This window comes from Candidatus Kinetoplastibacterium crithidii (ex Angomonas deanei ATCC 30255) (assembly GCF_000319225.1).
Classification (GTDB): Bacteria; Pseudomonadota; Gammaproteobacteria; order Burkholderiales; family Burkholderiaceae_B; genus Kinetoplastidibacterium; species Kinetoplastidibacterium crithidii_B.
Window position 1 is genome coordinate 342674 of record NC_019815.1, and the last position, 20216, is coordinate 362889.

At 29.8% G+C, this 20216-nt stretch carries 13 protein-coding genes; 3 read left to right on the forward strand and 10 right to left on the reverse strand.

The window, feature by feature from the left end:
- The first annotated feature begins 15 nt into the window (after positions 1 to 15).
- On the forward strand, positions 16 to 921 hold the full coding sequence (locus CKCE_RS01530) for a YicC family protein (protein WP_225968718.1): 906 nt from the start codon (positions 16 to 18) through the stop codon (positions 919 to 921).
- Between the two features lie 67 nt (positions 922 to 988).
- On the opposite strand, the gene purL is transcribed toward CKCE_RS01530, so the two are convergent.
- From purL to CKCE_RS01555, 5 genes are all read right to left on the reverse strand, one after another.
- A complete protein-coding gene (purL, locus tag CKCE_RS01535) occupies positions 989 to 4957 on the reverse strand; it encodes a phosphoribosylformylglycinamidine synthase (protein WP_015238569.1) in 3969 nt (1322 codons plus the stop codon).
- 169 nt (positions 4958 to 5126) lie between these two features.
- Entirely contained in the window at positions 5127 to 5969 is an 843-nt protein-coding gene (locus tag CKCE_RS01540) for a PHP domain-containing protein (protein WP_015238570.1), read from the reverse strand.
- Positions 5970 to 6012: 43 nt separating this feature from the next.
- Entirely contained in the window at positions 6013 to 6816 is an 804-nt protein-coding gene (locus tag CKCE_RS01545) for a TatD family hydrolase (RefSeq protein WP_015389090.1), read from the reverse strand.
- A 6-nt stretch (positions 6817 to 6822) separates the two neighbouring features.
- Positions 6823 to 7509, reverse strand: coding sequence for an ABC transporter ATP-binding protein (locus CKCE_RS01550; protein WP_015238572.1), 687 nt, complete (start codon positions 7507 to 7509; stop codon positions 6823 to 6825).
- Complete coding sequence (locus CKCE_RS01555; RefSeq protein ID WP_338058144.1) at positions 7499 to 8692, reverse strand: FtsX-like permease family protein; 1194 nt, start codon at positions 8690 to 8692, stop codon at positions 7499 to 7501. Before CKCE_RS01555 ends, CKCE_RS01550 begins: the two co-directional genes overlap by 11 nt.
- 149 nt (positions 8693 to 8841) lie before the next feature.
- Here CKCE_RS01555 and CKCE_RS01560 point away from each other — a divergent pair, with 149 nt between their 5' ends.
- Both CKCE_RS01560 and recJ read left to right on the forward strand, forming a co-directional pair.
- Positions 8842 to 9765 (forward strand): hypothetical protein, encoded by a 924-nt coding sequence (locus tag CKCE_RS01560; RefSeq protein WP_015238574.1) that lies wholly within the window; start codon positions 8842 to 8844, stop codon positions 9763 to 9765.
- Positions 9749 to 11458 (forward strand): single-stranded-DNA-specific exonuclease RecJ, encoded by a 1710-nt coding sequence (gene recJ / locus CKCE_RS01565; RefSeq protein ID WP_015238575.1) that lies wholly within the window; start codon positions 9749 to 9751, stop codon positions 11456 to 11458. Before CKCE_RS01560 ends, recJ begins: the two co-directional genes overlap by 17 nt.
- Before the next feature lies 1 nt (position 11459).
- On the opposite strand, the gene CKCE_RS01570 is transcribed toward recJ, so the two are convergent.
- The 5 genes from CKCE_RS01570 to aceE are packed head-to-tail and all read right to left on the reverse strand — an operon-like array spanning position 11460 to position 20056.
- A complete protein-coding gene (locus CKCE_RS01570; protein ID WP_015238576.1) occupies positions 11460 to 13082 on the reverse strand; it encodes an NAD+ synthase in 1623 nt (540 codons plus the stop codon).
- A gap of 30 nt (positions 13083 to 13112) precedes the next feature.
- The gene (locus CKCE_RS01575) at positions 13113 to 14285 is read right to left on the reverse strand and encodes a mechanosensitive ion channel family protein (protein WP_015238577.1); all 1173 of its coding nucleotides are present in this window, start codon (positions 14283 to 14285) and stop codon (positions 13113 to 13115) included.
- 42 nt (positions 14286 to 14327) lie between these two features.
- Positions 14328 to 16034 (reverse strand): dihydrolipoyl dehydrogenase, encoded by a 1707-nt coding sequence (gene lpdA, locus CKCE_RS01580; RefSeq protein WP_015389087.1) that lies wholly within the window; start codon positions 16032 to 16034, stop codon positions 14328 to 14330.
- A gap of 9 nt (positions 16035 to 16043) precedes the next feature.
- Entirely contained in the window at positions 16044 to 17342 is a 1299-nt protein-coding gene (aceF, locus tag CKCE_RS01585) for a dihydrolipoyllysine-residue acetyltransferase (protein WP_015238579.1), read from the reverse strand.
- Between the two features lie 11 nt (positions 17343 to 17353).
- Positions 17354 to 20056 carry a pyruvate dehydrogenase (acetyl-transferring), homodimeric type gene (aceE, locus tag CKCE_RS01590; protein ID WP_015238580.1) on the reverse strand — a complete coding sequence of 901 codons (2703 nt, stop codon included), beginning with the start codon at positions 20054 to 20056 and terminating at the stop codon, positions 17354 to 17356.
- Positions 20057 to 20216: the final 160 nt, after the last annotated feature.

The window sequence follows — 20216 nt, forward strand, 5'->3', positions numbered from 1 at the left end:
AATGAGATTATAACTATGAACAGTATGACAGGTTTTGGTTGTTCACAAATAGATATTAATAAAAATGAAATTATATCTATTGAAATACGAAGTTTTAATAATAAGTTCTTAGATATTAAGATGAATGTCTTAGAAGAATACAAAAATCTAGAAAAAAATATCAGAAATCTAATAACAACAAATATTTCAAGAGGTAAAATTGAAATAAAAATAAGCAAACAATCAAACGATATACTAGAAGACTATTCATTCCATGCTTTCATAAATAATATTTCAAATAAGATGCTATTTATAAAAAAAGAAATACCTGATATTAGACCGCCAACATCAGCAGAATTGATTAATCTTTTCTATAAAAACAAGAACAATGTAATAAATTCTTCATGTCCTCTAAATGAAAATCTAGTTATTGAATCGATTATTTTAGCTATAAATAACCTAAAAGAAGATCGAGAAAGAGAAGGAGAAGCTCTCTGTAAAATAATTATAAATTATACAAATAATATTGGAAAAATAATCAAACATATAGAACAGAATGCACAACTAAGTATTGAATCTTTCAAAAATAAGTTATTAAAGAAAATAGAAAAAAATTTTATAGGAGTATTATCCAATAAATTTGATGAAATTGATGATCAGGAAATCAAAGATAAATTTATTCAAGAAATAATTGCTAATGTTTTAAAAGTAGATATTTCAGAAGAAATAGATAGACTAAATATACACTTGAAAGAAATGTATAGGACAGTAAATGAACAAAAATGCAATATAGGAAAAAAAATAGAATACCTAACTCAAGAGATGAATAGAGAAATAAATACAATAGGATCAAAAACCAATACCACAGAAATATCCCATCTTGCTATCGAAATAAAATTATTAATAGATAAAATAAGAGAACAATCACAGAATATAGAATAAACAAATTAAAAAAACATCATTAAATTTAAAATCTAATAAATAAATGATGTTTTTTATTAGCAAATAACTATCCAAGCCATGCTCGTGCATTTCTAAACATACGCATCCATGGACTATAATTTTCTGTCCATTCTGATGGATGCCAAGAAAATAATATATTACGAGAAACTCTTTCTGGGTGAGGCATCATTATAGTACATCTACCATCAGTTGTTGTAACAGCAGTTATTCCTTTAGGACTTCCATTTGGATTCAGCGGATAAGATTCTGTCATATCACCATAATTATTTACAAAATAAGCTGATGTATTAACGAGGTTAATATTACCAGACTTAGAAAAGTCAGCATACCCTTCTCCATGAGCAACAACAATAGGAATTCTAGATCCTTCCATTCCTGAGAAAAATATAGATGGAGAAGATATTATCTTAATGGTTGATAAACGGGATTCATACTTTTCTGATTTATTCCTTGTGAATTTAGGCCAATTCAAAGCACCAGGAATTATGGTTGATAATGAACTCATCATTTGACAACCATTACATACTCCAAGTGAAAAACTATTTTTATTAGCAAAAAAACTAGAGAATTGATCATATAAAAAACTATTAAATAAAATAGTTCTAGCCCACCCTTCGCCTGCTCCTAAAACATCGCCATAACTAAATCCACCTACAGCTACTAAGCCTTGCATATCAGAAAGATTTATACTTTTATTTAATAAATCAGTCATATGTACATCTACAGAAGAAAAACCTGCTTGATCAAAAGCCCATGCCATTTCTACATGGCTATTACATCCCTGTTCTCTTAAAATAGCAATTTTAGGACGAATTTGTTTACTGATATATGGAGCAGAAACATCAATATTTGGATCAAAAGATAATACTGGATTAATACCAGGATCATTAATATCCTTCCACAAATTCAATTCTTCAGAAGCACAAGAAGGATTATCTCTTATAGATGAAATTCTATAACTTACATCACTCCATATTATTCCTAAATCAGACCGATTTTGCTTCCATAAAGAAGCGCTATTATGGCTTATTTCGATAATATCATGTGTATTTACTGAACCTATTGTATAACAATAATTAGATAGATTGTTTTTCTCAAAACAGTTAATAACATCATCATAAAATTTATTATGAACTTGAATTACAGCCCCTAACTCTTCAGAAAACAAAGTCTTTATAAGGTTTTCATGATTTAAAGAACCAGTTATTACATTATCTAACTCTATAGAAACACCAACATGTCCAGCGAAAGACATTTCTACTATAGTAGTAAATAATCCACCATCTGATCTATCATGGTAAGACAATATCATATCTTCATTAGCAAGATGTCTTATCGCATAAAAAAAACTTTGTAATTTATTAGGATCATTAATATCAGGTGCTATATCACCAAATTGATTATAAACTTGTGCTAATATAGAGCCACCAATTCTATTTTTAGAAAAACCTAAATCTATATAAATTAACTTGCTATCAATATTTTTGATTAATTCAGGGGTCAATGTCTTACGAACATCATTGACTTTAGAAAAAGCAGAAACAACTAAAGATACTGGTGAAACAATATGTTTTCCATCATCTGCAATTGTTTTCATAGACAAAGAATCCTTCCCAACTGGTATAGAAAGACCAAGTTCTTTACAAAACTTACTAACAGCTGAAACTGCCTCGTAAAGACTAGCATCTTGACTACCATTACTACAATCAGCCATCCAGTTAGCCGACAATTTTATATCCTCTATCTTCTCTACGTCAGAGGATACTAAATTTGTTAATGCTTCAGAAACCGCCAAACGAACAGAGGCTGCAGGATTAATTATTGCAATAGGAGCACGTTCACCTATTGACATTGCCTCACCAAGAAAACTATCGTAACTAGCCAATGATACAGCACAATCAGCAACTGGCACTTGCCATGGACCAATCATTTGGTCACGAGCGACTAAGGACCCTACTGAACGATCACCTATTGTAATAAGAAATGATTTGCTAGACACAGTAGGATGGCTTAAAACCATAGATATAGCTTCTGATAGAATAATATTATCAAATTTTATAACATCACTTCTATGGTTATAACTTTTAACATTACGAGTCAAACGAGGTGATTTCCCCAAAATAACATCAAGAGGAAGATTTACTGGGTGTTGTTCGAAATCTGATTTAGCTATATTTAATAAGTTATCAGCATCGAAATCAGCATTATTCTCATCAATTAGATACAAATGCCTATCATTAATTGCCATCCCAACGACTGAATAAGGACAACGTTCTCTAATCGCTATTTCATCGAATTTTTTCAAGCTACTAGGCAAAATAGCTAATACATACCTTTCCTGAGACTCATTAGTCCATATTTCGGCAGGAGACATCCCATATTCTTCTATTGGGATTTTATTTAAATCAAATATCGCTCCCATTTTAGAATCATTGATCAATTCTGGAAAAGCATTAGATAATCCACCAGCTCCTACATCATGAATAGATAATATAGGATTATCATCCCCTTGTTGCCAACATCTATCTATCACCTCTTGAGCTCTTCTTTCTATTTCAGGATTTCCTCTTTGGACTGAATCAAAATCCAATTCTTCTGTATTACTACCTATGGTAATGCTAGAGGCCGCTCCTCCACCCATTCCTATACGAAATCCTGGTCCACCTAATTGAATCAATAAAGCTCCTTCAGGTATACTTTTCTTATTACTTAATTTAGAATCTATAGTACCTAGACCACCAGATAACATTATTGGTTTATGATAACCCCAATGAATACCATCTATAGTCTGCTCAAATGATCTAAAATAGCCTAAAATATTAGGGCGACCAAATTCATTGTTAAATGAAGCACTGCCTAATGGACCATCAACCATGATAGATAAAGGTGATGCCATGCGAGAAGGTATTCTATAGTAATCACCCTCCCACTGACGTATATTATCTTCAAATCTTAAATGTGAAACAGAAAAACCAGTAAGACCTACTTTAGGTTTGGAGCCACAACCTGTCGCACCTTCATCTCGTATCTCTCCACCAGCACCAGTAGCAGCTCCTTGAAAAGGAGAAATTGCAGTCGGATGATTATGAGTTTCTACTTTCATAATATTATGAAAAATAGCACTTTTTCTATTATAAACAAACATACCATTTATAGAAGATTTGTTTGCATGAAAGCTATTAACAACTCTACCTTCCATAATAGCTGAATTATCAGAATAGGCTACTATTGTACCAATTGGTTGACTATAATGTGTTTGTTTAATTAGATCAAATAGAGTATCTGTTTTTTGTTTTCCATCTATAATCCATTCAGCATTAAAAATTTTATGACGACAGTGTTCACTATTAGCTTGTGCAAACATTATCAATTCAACATCAGTAGGGTCCCTTTTAAGAGACTTAAAAGACCTTTCTAAATAATCAATTTCATCATTAGATAATGCTAATCCTAAGTCTTTATTTGCCTTCTCTAGAGCAATACGACCATCTTTCATAAGATGAATAGTCTTTAGATCTTTTTTTTCTGCATTAGTAAATAAAAGTTTTGAATCAAAATCAACATTAACAACACTTTCTGTCATGCAATCATGTATAAAATCCAGTAATGTATCTAGTGCTTCTTTAGGCAGTTTATTATCAACTAAAGGTTCTTTACAAGAGAGCACATATTTAACACCTCTTTCAATTCTTTTGACCACACTCAAACCACAGTTGTGAGCTATATCTGTAGCTTTACTGGACCATGGAGAAACTGTTCCTAAACGAGGAATTACCAATAGTTCTATTTTAAAGTTATCAGATGATTTAGAAAAATCTACAGAACCATAATCCAATAATTTTGATAGAATGGAATTCTCATTCTCTTCTAAAGAACGCTCTAAATATACAAAATGTTCATAATAAGCATGTATATTTGATATGCTAATACCAAAAATACTTAACTTAGCTAATAGATTTTGACGACGAAAATCAGAAATAGCGGATGAACCTGAAAAATTTTGAACTATTAGCACGATATATCCTAAAAGCAAAACTAGACTAAATAATCATTACTGACAAACATGAGAACAACTATAATTGTAGAAATGACAATATGTTTATGTAAATACAAAACTTTATTCATAAGATATAGCAAAATAATTAATTTAACAAGAAATTTATTAATACTCTACCAATAAATTCCTATAAAAAATTACACCATATATTCTTTAAATCACTTGGTATTTTAGAAAATCTTTCTTTTGTCATTAAATTATCTTTGAACGAATGAAAGTCTGATCCACATGATATATAAAAATTATATTTTTTGATTAAATAAATAATTAATTCATAATTTTTATGATTTTGAAATAAAGGTATTTCAACACACTCTCCACCTAAATCAGCAAATCTTTCCATAAGTTTATCAAGTTCTATATTTGAGAATTTATAATTTAAAGGATGAGCTATTACAGCTACACCTCCTGCATTTTTAATCCATGAAATAACATCATGCAAAGGAGCATATTTATCAGAATTCTTAAAAAAGTCATCAGATAAATACTTTAGAAAAACCTTCTTAATACTTTTACAATAACCACTTTGAACTAAAAATCTAGCAAAATGAAGTCTACCTATTATACTAGACTTATTATTTAACCTAGAAGAAAGCAAACTATCAGAGCCATGAAATCCTAAGCTATCCAAATGTTTAACAATATTAAATGCTCTAGTTTTACGGCAATTAATATTGCTTTCTAAGCCTTCCAGCAAACAATTGTTATTATAGTCAATGTATAATCCTAATATATGTATAGTTCTACCATCCCAATCAGAAGAAATTTCAACTCCATTGATAAAAGCAAGATCTAGTTTTTTTGATTCGTTCTGTGCTTCCGATAATCCATCAACAGTGTCGTGATCGGTTAATGACCATGTGTTTATATTAGAATTATGAATCGTATATGCTAAATCCCTAGGAGATAATAAACCATCTGATATATCTGAATGACAATGAAGATCTACTAATAGATTATTATAATTCACTTTTATATTCACTAAACATTATTGTTTCTTTTTTAAAGATATTCTAAGAAGCCATTTGAGGAATTGTTCTTAGTATATTTTCAGTTGTATATCTAATGACTTTATCAACATTACATCTTTTGATATTAGCAAGTTCTATTGCAATCTTAAACAGTTCACATGGACTATTTATATTCCAATCATAAGAAGATTTCCAAAACGGTTCCATATAAGGAGAATCAGTCTCAAGAACTAAATTCTCTAAAGGTATATCTAATGCATTTTGTCTAATTTTTGAATATTTTTGATAAGTAATTGAACCACCTATTCCCAATAAAAAACCTAGTTTTATAAAACAATCAGCTTGTTGGTAACTGCCATTAAATGCATGAACTATCCCTCCACATATTCTTTTTCTTGATCTTAATATTTTCAACATAACATCATGAGATTTTCTTGCGTGAAGAATCACTGGCAAAGAAAATTCTTCTGCAATATGCAACTGTTCTATAAAAACTTTCTTTTGCAAATCAATATCATGATCGTCCACAGAACAATAGAAATCCAATCCTATTTCTCCAATACCAATAAAATTAGCATGAGAATTTTTAGAGTCTTTTACATAATTATATAAAACCAATAAATCATCGTTAAAATTTTTTTGATTAACACTCATAGGATGTATTCCTAGTGTATAAAATAATCCTTGATTTATAGGTAAACTTGATACATTCTCAAAATTATGCACAGAAACAGACGGAACGATAATTTTTTTTATTCCGTTATTAAAAGCTTCTCTAATAATTAAAGACCTGTGTTTATCAAATCTAGAATCATCCAAATGACAATGTGTATCCACCAAAAACATATAATACTAGATCCTTAATAATCCACCATTTTTCATAATAAACTTCCTGTCTGCAATAGACATTAATTCAAAATCATGTGTAACTATTATAAAAGAAGAATTAAGTTCATTTTTTAATTTTACAAATAAATCAAATACTTTATAAGCATTTTTCTTATCCAGATTTCCAGTTGGTTCATCAGCTAAAATACAATCAGGTTTTGTAATAATTGATCTGGCTATAGCAACTCTTTGACGTTCACCTCCTGATAAATTATAAATCATACTATTTTGTTTTGAATTCAAGCCAATAAGATTTATTATTAGATTAGCCTCCACACGTGCGTGATCATATCTATATCGTCTTACGATTAATGGCATTGCAACATTATCAACAACAGATAATTCTGATAATAAATTATGAGATTGATATATAAAACCAAGATTTTTATTGCGTAAATTACATTTCTGGTTCTCTGACAATATAGAAGTATCTAGGTCGTTAATGATTAGTTGCCCACTAGATGCTGTATCTAATAAACCAAGTATATGTAGTAAAGTACTCTTACCAGAACCAGAAGCCCCCATTATAACTACAATTTCAGAAGCATTAATATAAAAATCTATATTTTGTAATATATTAATAGGACCGTTTTGATCATGAAAGTTTTTACAAATATTATCTGCTTTAATTATATATTTCTTATCTAACATTGTTCAAAATCCTTGCCGGCATATATTTTGATGCTTTAATACTAGGATAAATGGTAGCTATAAAAGACAATGATATTGATACGATAGAAATATTTAATATATCAAGATAATTTATATCATATGGTAATGTTCCCATAATATAGGACTCTACTGGAAAAAAATTGACCATAAATATCTTCTCAATTAGGCAAACAATTAGGTCTATGTTATATGTAAATATAATTCCAGATATAACACCAATAATTGTCCCTACAAAACCTATCATCAAACCAGTTAATAAAAATATTAAAGAAATATTAATATAACTAACCCCAAATGTCCTCATTATAGCAATATCATATTTTTTTTCAGATACTAACATTGTCAAAGATGAAAACAAATTAAATGAAGCAATAGCTATAATAACTGACAGTATTAGAAACATCATTCGTTTTTCAGTTTGGACTGCATTAAACCAAAATTTATTAGTATTAGACCAATCGTCCACAGAAAAATAATCAGGCAAAATATCTCTTATGTTTTTAACACTTATGGGAGTAAGGTGAACATTCTTTACACAAAATCTTATACCATTCTTCATACTATTAAAAAAGAAGTTATTTGCATCATTAATATTAACAAATACCATATTGGCATCATACTCATAATATCCTGATGAAAATATACCTTGTACTATAAATTCTTTTAAACAAGGAGAAAAACCAATAATACTTGAAGATGAGTTAGGAGCTAAAACTGTAATACTATCACCAACGCTTACATTAAGAAATTTTGATAATTCTAGACCTATTATGACACCAAATTCATTATCTTTTAAATGTTTTATATCACCACAAAATAGATTTTTGTCTAGCCTATACACATTAATAAAATCAGTATCAATCCCCTGAACCTGTACTCCAATTATCTTAGAATCTTTTAACACTATTGCTTGTGATAAAGAAAAAGATGCACTAGACTCTATGTTAGAATCTTTATCAATTAAAGATTTAAATTTTTTGTAAGAATTAATGAAAGTATTATAATCTACTCCTGGAATAGAAATTTCCATATGAGGAATTATATCAAGCATCCTATTACGAACTTCCTTTTGAAAACCATTCATTACTGACAGTATTACAATTAAAGCAGCTACTCCAATAGCTATACCGCAAATAGAGGTTATAGTAATAAAAGATATTATTTTATTTTTTTATTTTTGAAATTTAATAAACCGCTATATTTAACAGCTAACCAAACCTCATAAGGAATCATAAACACAACCCATTACCAATTAAGTTAAAATAGAAGAATTACCAATACACTAATAAAATATACCATACAACAAATAAAATGCTTATTGTAATACCTGGTTTTTTTCCTCCAAATGAATTTAATATCAATATTAATAGTATTATAAAAAAAGAAACACCATATATTTTTAAATGGCTGAAAAATGCTTCTATAAATTATATAGATGATCAATTGTTAAACTATGGCTGCACTGCTTTTGAAGCATGGCAAATTAAAAACAATGGATTTGTTCCTGATAACAATCAAACAATAAGTTCTGCTTTGGGTCCATTGTTTACAAATTTTGAAAAACAAGATAATTACCCAATATGGCTACTAGAATTAGTAAATATAGAAATTAATACATCTGGAGTTAGTTTATCAAACCCATACAACATAAATCTAGCACATTCAGAAAGTTTGTGTTTATTGAACAGCATAAAATACATACTAAATGATTATCCATTTAAAATTGAATATATAGCACCACAAAGATGGCGCATATTTTTACCAGATAGCTTTCATCAACTTTCTCTCAGCCCATATTTTATTTTTGAAAAAAAAATTAACGTTTTTTCAAATTGTAAAATAGAAATATTACAATTAAGAAAATTATTAAATGATGTGCAAATGTTCTTTCATAATCATGAAATAAATATATACAGGGAGAGTCGTGGATTAAAACCAATAAATTTTTTATGGCTTTATGGTGGAGCAAAATATTGGAACCCTAAACAACAAAAGCCAGATATATTATTTACAAAACTATATGAAGCTTCTATAAGCCTTAATTACGATATGTGGATCTATGAACTAAAAAATCTAGAATATTTATTTAAGACCTTATCAAAGAACAATAAATTGCCAAAAAACAGTACAAATCTAGTGCTTTTAGGTCATGAGAAATGTAATGAATATCTTATTCACAATGATATAAATATATTTAAACGCTTAAACATCTTTAAAAATGAACTCTTCCTATAAAATTTATACAAGAAAAATACATAAAGAAAATTATGATCTTCTATTAAAAAACGGTATAAATCCATTATTAGCTAAACTATTCTCATCCAGAGGTGTAACAGAACCCTCCCAAGTACAATATATCTGGTCTAATTTAATTAACCCCAACAATCTTAGTCAAATAGAAAAAGCAACGAATTATTTACTAGAATCAATAATTAGAAAAAAAAGAATTCTTATAGTAGCTGACTATGATTGTGATGGAGCTACAGCATGTGCCTTAGCTGTAAGAGCTTTAAAAAAAATGGGGGCTATTGTCAATTTTATAGTACCTAACAGGTTTAATAATAATTATGGATTGTCAGTTGATATTATTAAACAAGCTTATGAACAAGCTATGGAAAAGCCCGATTTAATAATAACTGTAGATAACGGAATCTCTAGTATTGAAGGAGTAGAATATGCTAGACAAATGGGTATAGATGTAATTGTAACAGATCATCATTTACCAGGTAAAACATTACCAAAAGCTTTAGCAATTATTAACCCAAATCAATCTGGTTGCAATTTTCCATCTAAAAATTTAGCTGGCGTTGGAGTTATCTTTTATTTAATGATTGCATTAAGATCAAAAATGCGTATACGTGGAATTTATAAAGAAAATGAAGGACCTAAACTAAATGAGTTAGTTGATTTGGTAGCCCTAGGAACTGTAGCTGATCTTGTTAAGTTAGATTTAAATAATAGAATCCTAGTTACTCAAGGATTAAAAAGAATACAAGCAAACAAAACAATAGTAGGAATACAAGCGCTTTTTAATGTATCTAATAAAAAAATTAATATTGCAAATAGTAATGATTTGGGTTTTTTTATAGCACCAAAAATCAATGCTGCCGGAAGGTTATCTGATATGAGTATCGGAATACGTTGTCTAATAACTGATAACTATGAAGAGGCACTAGATATAGCACAAAAATTAAATGATATTAATAATGAAAGAAAAAAAATAGAAGAAGAAAGTAATTTACAAGCTATATCAGAAATTGATAATTATGAATCTGAGTCAAGTAATAGTATATGTATTTATAAAGAAAATTGGAATCATGGCATAGTAGGATTAATTGCATCAAAATTAAAAGAGAAATACTGGAAACCAACTATAGCATTTGCTCCTTCAAAAAATAACGAATTAAGAGGCTCCGGAAGATCTATTACAGGAATAAATATAAAAGAAATATTAGATATTATTTCAAAAAAATTTAATATAATACAACAGTTCGGAGGTCATGCAATGGCTGCTGGACTAACAATTACGAAAAACAACTACATGAATTTTAAATCAGCATTTGAGGAAACAACAAAAAATATAATAGGTAATAATGATATACGACAATTATTAGAAACTGATGGTTCTCTTGATATAAAGTATGCTAATACAGAATTTGCAAATTTGCTAAATCAACAAGTATGGGGATCAGGGTTTGATGAACCACTATTTATAGATCAGTTTGAAATTATTTCTCAAAAAACATTAAAAAACAAACATTTAAAACTAGTACTACAACGTGAAAAATTGTTATTCGATGGAATATATTTTAACCATCAAATAGTAGAATATAAAAATATTAAGGCTATATATAGAATAGAAAACAACTTATGGAATGATAAAACATCATTGCAGTTAATTATAAGATTAATTATACCAAATGATTAAACTATAGTTTTTCATAAAATGAATTCGTAATAGGATAACGCCAATCACAACCAAATGAACAAGAAGTAATTTTAGGACCTATTGGAGATTGGGATCTTTTATATTCATTTTTATGTAAAAGTTCTAATATCCTATTAACAATATCAACACCATAGCCACAATCTATGATTTGCTCTATTGTAAATTTTTTTTCTATATATAACTCCAAGACCTCATCTAATAAATCATAAGGAGGTAAAGTATCTTGATCAGTCTGATCAAATTTTAATTCAGCTGAAGGAGCTCTCGAAATTATTCGATCAGGAATAATATAAGATATTCTATTTCGCCATTTTGATAATTTATAAACCATTGTTTTGCTTATGTCCTTAAGTAAAGCAAAACCACCAACCATATCTCCATAAAGGGTACAGTATCCCATAGCTATTTCAGATTTGTTGCCTGTTGTTACAACTAAGTTACCATTAGTATTTGAAATAGCCATTAATAAATTACCTCGTATTCTAGCTTGAATGTTTTCTTTTGCTATTTCAGATGTCTTTAAAATTTCATTTGTAATATTATTATATGAATAAAGTATCTTATTAATATCAATATTATTATACTCAACATTTAATCTTCTAGCTAAAATATCAGCATCTATAATAGACATTTCCGATGTATAACAAGTAGACATCATAATTGCCTGCACTCTATTAGAACCAATAGCATCCACCGCTAATGTAAGAGCTAGAGCTGAATCTATACCACCTGACAAACCTATAATGACTCCAGGAAAATTATTCTTATTTATATAATCCCTTAAACTTAAAACCAATGCATTCCATACCTGCAACTCTATATTAGGATTTTGCAAAATATCAAAATAATTGATACTTGATTCTTCACATACATTTATATCAAAATAATCTAAATCTTCTTTCCAAGAAAAAAGTTTCTTAGTACACAAACCACGTGAATTCATGAAAAAAGAACCACCATCAAATATTAATTCATCTTGCCCTCCTACCGCATTAACATAAACTAACCCGCAACGTAATTTATTTACTAACTTTTTACAAATTGAATAACGCAACTCATCTTTACCAATAAAAAAAGGAGAAGCATTAAGACTAACAATTATATCAACATGTAAATCTTGGTATAATTCAATAGACGCATCTACCCATAAATCTTCACAAATCATTATGCCAATTTTTTTACTTTTAATATTAAAAGTAAATGCTTGTTTCTTAATAGAAAAATATCTCTTTTCATCAAAAACAGAGTAATTCGGCAATTGACTTTTATAATACCTACCTATAACTGCTCCATTATTAAATAATGTTGCTACGTTATATGCATTATTAGATTCATGATGAACATGCCCTACTAAAACAAATAACTTCTTAAGACCAATAGTTGATTGACGAAGCTTTTCCAAATGCAAATTTTGTGATTTGATGAATGAATGATGAAATAATAAGTCTTCTGGTGGATAACCTGTAATAACAAGTTCTGGAGTAACTAATAAATCAAAATTATTATAAGATTCATTAATAATTTTTATCAACTTGATAGTATTGCCCTCTATATCCCCAACAACTGAATTTATTTGAGCTATTGCAATTTTAATATTATTCATTAAATAATCTCATCATGATATTCAACTCAACTAATCACATTGCATAAAATTATGCATTGATGGTTTTTGATAAAGACGCAATTGAAATTTATATATCATAGAATTAATATGATCAAAGATTTCTCCTTGTATACGCTCATGTTCGACCCATGCTGTTAATGCAGTAAAACAATATATTTCTATAGGAATACCTTCAGATTTTTGTTCCATCATTCTAACCAACATAGGCATATCTTGTCGCAACTCATCATGACTTTTTAAAAAAGCAGTTATATAATATCTAAACAAAGATATATTCATAAAATGATCTTGATCTTTATGGTTTAATTCTAAATAATTAGATAATAAAGATATTTTCATTAATTCAGTAATTTCAACCTTATTCATAATTTTAATACTGGATATATCTATATATATAACCCTTTTTATTCTCCTCCCACCAGATTCAAACATTTGTCTATAATTACGATAACTTTCTGCAAATAATTTATAAGTAGGCACAGTAGTAACCGTATTATCCCAATTTTGGATCTTTACAGTGTGTAAAGCTATATCTCTAACATAACCATCAGCATTAGATTGAGGCATTTCAATCCAATCTCCTATCCTAAGCATATCATTTGTTGTTAATTGAGTGCCTGCTACTAAAGACAAGAGAGTATCTTTAAACACAAGTAAAAGAACAGCAGATAAAGCACCTAACCCAGAAATCATCCACAATGGAGAACGATTTATAAGAACAGATAATACCAAAACTATACCTATAACTATTAATAGTAGCTTACCTACCTGTATATACACTTTAATAGATCTAGCTCTAGCAGAATATATGCTTTGAATAACACTTAATAACCCGATAAGAGCAGCAAATATATAAATCCATATAATAGCACTAGCAAATCTAGAAATATATTCAGCTATATTTCCAATATGATAGACAAATTTAATTCCTTCAGAAATAACAAAAAAAGGCACAGAACGCAAGATGTTCTTATACACGTTGTATCTATATAATTCATGATGCCACTTTCCATAACCATCAATATTAATAACTTTATTTGTTAACCAAACTAATAAACGAGATATACCCCATTGCACTACAAATGAAATAATAATTAAACAAAATAAACATGAAATTATTTTAATTAATCCTAATGTAGGAATATAAAACTCAATCATTCTAATTATCTCATCAAGCTTCATTTAAAATCCCCAAGTTTTATATATTACATTATTAATTTTACATTATGGTAAGTCAGTGCAAATTCCCAGGGCTACTTCTGAAGACATGCCTATAGATTCTGATAGGGTTGGATGAGGATGAATAGTTTTTGCTATATCAAACATATCTGATCCCATTTCGATGGCAAGAGCTATTTCTCCAATTAAGTCACCAGCATGAGATCCTACAATACCACCACCAATAATTCTTTTGCTATCAACATCAAATATAAGTTTAGTAAACCCATTTTCACTATTAGTTGCAATAGCTTTCCCTGAAGCACTCCATGGAAATAATCCTATTTTTATATTCATTTCGCTCTTCTTTGCTTCAAGTTCAGTAATACCTACCCAAGCAATCTCTGGACTAGTATAAGCCACTGATGGGATAACAGCTGCATCAAAAAAAGATTTTTCTCCATGTATAACTTCAGCTGCGACATGAGCTTCATGAACAGCCTTGTGGGCAAGCATCGGATTGCCATTTACATCACCAATTGCAAATATATTTGCAATATTTGTTCTCATCTGTTGATCTACTTTAATAAAACCATCATGACTTAACACAATACCAATTTTATCTAAATTAATTTTATCAACATTAGGTTTGCGACCTATAGCCTGTAGAACCATATCATAACATTGAGGTATATTTGGAGCATTTTTCCCCTCAAAACTAACATACACACCATCATTTCTAGACTCAGCACCAATAACTTTGGTTTCTAACATTATGTTATTAAAACGATTTTCATTAGATTTAGACCACGTTTTAACTAAATCACGATCAGCACCAGAAATTAAATTATTAGATACTTCTACTATATCTATTTCAGAACCTAAAGCAGAATATATTGTTCCCATTTCTAAACTTATAATACCTCCACCTATTAATAACATTTTTTTAGGTATCATAGGTAATTTTAAAGCTCCTGTTGAATCAACAATTCTATCGTCTATAGGTAAGAAAGGTAGATGTACAGCATGACTTCCTGTCGCTATGATAGCATTTTTAAAGTTAACGATTTTAGATAAGTTGTTATTAGATTTTACAGACAGACTATTTCTGTCCAAAAACTTAGCAAACCCATTAATAACTCTAACTTTTCGCGCTTTAGCCATACTACTTAGACCATTGGTCAATTTAGACACTGTAGAGTCAACAGAATTCCTTAATTTATTCAAATCTATATTAGGCTTCTCTTGATATTCTATTCCACAATCAAAAGATTTTTTCACTCTTTCAATAATAGATACGTCATGTAATAAAGCCTTGGTTGGAATGCATCCAACATTTAAACAAACACCTCCTAATTTAGGATGTTCTTCTATTAGAATAGTATCCAATCCTAGATCTGCTGCACGAAAAGCAGCAGAATATCCTCCAGGACCAGACCCTATAATAACAACTTGGCAATTAACAACATCACAATCTATATCATGTTTTAAGTCTGGACTTGAATTTGAACTTGCATCTACACCTAAATCACTAGTTTTTAGCTCTACTATAATACTTCCTGCTGATATGCTGTCACCAACTTTGACACAAATATTGACTATTTCTCCTTCAATATTTGATGGAATATCCATAACAGACTTTTCAGACTCAACAGTAATTAAACTTTGTTCTTTTTTAACAAGATCACCATTAGAAACTAAAATCTCTACAATCTTAGCCTCTTTTATATCACCAATATCCGGAACTACTACTTTATACACATTGTTTATCATATTTATCACTTATAAAGAAATAAGACGAAAATCATTCATAATTTGACACAAATATTTATTAAAATGTGCGGCCATTGCACCATCGATAACTCTATGATCATAAGAAAGAGATATAGGCATAATCAATCTTGGCACGAATTGTTTACCATCCCACAACGGTTTAAAGGCAGATTTAGATACACCTAATATCGCTACTTCTGGAGCGTTAACTATTGGAGTAAAAGAAACACCACCTATTCCTCCTAGAGAAGAAATAGAAAAACATCCACCCTGCATCTCTTTAGCAAATAATTTGCCTTCCCTAGCTTTTTGAGATAAGTTTTTTATTTCCGATGCAATTTCAATAACGCCTTTATTATCAACATTATGTATTACAGGAACCATTAATCCATTAGGAGTATCTACAGCAAATCCTATATTATAATATTTTTTAAGTATTAGTTTATCATTATCCAAAGAAGCATTAAAATCTGGAAATTTTTTTAAACAAGAAACTAGTGCTTTAACTAAAAAAGATAACATAGTAACTTTTATATTGCTTTTAGATAAATCTTGATTTATTTTAGCTCTAAAATCTTCTAAATCAGTAATATCAGCCTCATCATTATTAGTAACATGAGGTATCATCATCCAGTTACGATGCAAACTGGAACCAGATATTTTCTGAATCCTACTCAATGGCTTGCTATCAATTTCACCAAATTGAGCAAAATCTATTTTTGGCCAAGGTGGCAAATTAAATAATTCAGCGCCACTAGTTACAGATGGATTATTTAAATTATTTTTAACAAAAGAACTAACATCATCCACAGTAATACGACCCTTCTTACCTGTTCCATGTACTTGAGAAATTTCTACACCCAATTCTCTAGCAAACTTCCTTATAGACGGAGAGGCATAAGAAAAATTTTTTACTACATCCCTATTATTGATAGATGAAATATGATCAATATTATTATCACTAACTAATATTTTTTCGCTCTTAATCTTGCTATTAACAGGTACATCTTTTATAGAAATATTATCTATATTTGATTTCTCTGGAACTGCACTAACAATATCGGTATTATTTTTTTCTATAGATAGCAAATGAAAATTCTCAGAGATTTTATCACCAACCTTTACATTAACCGATTTAACTATACCTGCACAAGGAGCAGGAACTTCCATAGAAGCTTTATCTGATTCTATAGTAATAACACCTTGTTCTGAAATAACTTCATCTCCTATAGAAACTAAAACTTCTATAACTCGAAATTCCTTTGAATCTCCAACTGATGGCATATTAAATTCTATAATTTCATTCATGTTTTATTATCCTATATATCCTGAGGATTAGCCTTATTTGAATTAATCTTATACTTTTCAATAGCTTGGAAAGGCACATCTGAAGAAATCTTACCAGAATCAGCCAAAGCTTTTAAAGCTCCTAATACTATGAAGTTACGATCTACTTCAAAATAATTACGCAATTTAAATCTAAAATCTGACCTTCCAAATCCATCTGTACCTAAAACACGATATTCTCTATCTTTTGGAATAAAAGGTCTTATTTGATCTGCGTAAGATTTCATATAATCAGTAGAAGCTATGATTGGTCCTTCAGACAATAATAATTTTTCAGTTACATAAGGAATCTTCTGTTCACTTTTTGGATTCAATAAATTATAACGATCTACATTTAAACCATCACGACGTAGCTCATTAAAACTTGTTACGCTCCAAACATCAGAAGATATTTTCCAATCAGACTCCAACAATTCCTGTGCAGCAAGAACCTCCCTCAATATAGCACCAGACCCTAATAATTGAACATGATTTGTAGATTTCAAAGAACTTGATTTAAATCTATATATTCCCTTAATTATGCCCTCTTCATCACCATCTATTAAACCTGGCTGAGTATAATTTTCATTCATAACTGTAATATAATAATAGATATCTTCTTGATTCTCTATCATTCTTTTTAGACCATCATGTATAATCACAGCCAATTCATGAGCAAAAGCTGGGTCATAAGATACACAACTAGGTATAGTGGAAGCTAGTATATGACTATGACCATCCTCATGTTGCAATCCTTCCCCATTTAATGTCGTGCGCCCTGATGTTCCTCCTATCAGGAAACCCCTAGCTTTCATGTCAGCTGCAGCCCATGCTAAATCACAAACTCTTTGAAACCCAAACATTGAATAATATACAAAAAAAGGTATCATAATCCTATTGTTTGTGGAATAAGAAGTACCAGCAGCAATCCATGAACTAATTGCACCAGCTTCATTGATACCTTCTTGTAATAATTGACCGTCAACAGTCTCACGATAGTACATGACTTGATCTTTATCAACAGGAGTATATTTTTGCCCATCAGGAGCATATATACCTATCTGTCTAAATAACCCTTCCATACCAAAAGTTCTAGACTCATCAGCTAATATTGGTACTAATCTAGGACCAATATACTTATCTCTCAATATTTGATTTAGAATTCTAACAAACGCTTGCGTAGTTGAGACTTCCCTACCGCTAGAAGTCGGTTCCAAAATAGACCTGAACATTTCTAATGAAGGAATATTAAATGTCTCATCAGACTTTTGACGACGTCTTGGCAAATATCCACCTAATGACTGTCTATGCTCATGCAAATACTTCATCTCAGGAGAATCTATAGGTGGTTTAAAATATGGCAAAGAATCTAATTTATCATCTGGTATAGGTATACCAAAACGGTCTCTAAATTCTCTGATGGAGTCAATATCTAATTTTTTATGTTGATGAGTGGAATTTTTTGACTGACTAAAATGTCCTAATCCATAACCCTTGATTGTTTTAGCTAAAATTACACTAGGCTGCCCAAGATGTTTACTTGCAGCCTCAAAAGCAGCATAAACTTTGTTTGGGTCATGACCACCACGATTTAAACGCCAAATAGCGCTATCACTCATATGTGAAACAGACTCTAGTAATTGAGGATGCTTACCAAAAAAATTATCTCTAACAAATTTGCCATCATTAGCTTTATATGCTTGATATTCACCATCTACAGTATCTTGCATAATACGTCTTAGTATTCCATTTTTATCATTAGACAATAAAGAATCCCAATAACCGCCACATATTAGTTTTATAACATTCCATCCAGATCCACGAAATATACTCTCTAATTCTTGTATAATCTTACCATTACCTCTTACTGGTCCATCTAGTCTCTGCAAATTACAATTGACAACAAATATTAGATTATCCAAATGTTCTCTAGAAGCAAGCGAAATAGCTCCTAAAGATTCTGTCTCATCCATTTCTCCATCACCACAAAATACCCACACTTTTCTATTGCTAGTATCAGCTATACCTCTAGCATGTAAGTATTTTAAAAATCTTGCTTGGTAAATAGCCATAATAGGACCAAGACCAACAGAGACAGTTGGAAACTGCCAGAAATCAGGCATTAATCTAGGATGAGGATACGACGGAAGACCATTACCATCGATTTCTTGACGAAAATTATCTAACTGTTCTTCAGATAAAAAACCTTCGAGATATGCACGGCTATACATACCTGGAGAAGCATGACCTTGAAAATAAACTAGATCACCTTCACTATCACCATTTGAGGCTTTCCAAAAATGATTATAACCACAACCTATCATTGTAGCCAAAGATGCAAATGTAGAAATATGGCCCCCTAAACTACCACCATCGTCTGGATTATGACAATTAGCCTTTACAACCATAGCCATAGCGTTCCATCTAACATACGCATTAATTCTTGACTCGATCTTTAGATTGCCAGGATGAATCGGTTGCGATGACAGTGGTATTGTATTCACATAATCTGTATTTAAAGGAAATGGTATTTCCACACCCAATCGACGAGCATCTTCTATCAAGCTTTTTAATAAGAATGAAACCTGATTCGAACCTTTATTATTAAAAACAGCTTCTAATGATTCTAACCATTCTTGTTGTTCTTGTATGTCATCATTATCTCTATTACTAGGATTACTATCTAAAGACATCATATAACTCATCCCCCCATTACCATTGTTTTATTATTTTTAAGCTATCATTAAGCTAATAATATTAACATTAAGCAAACAAAAAATATTATCTTATTTTTGCAATTTGAAAAATTAAATATTATTTATCATTGACAAACTTATAAAAAAATAATATGTTATC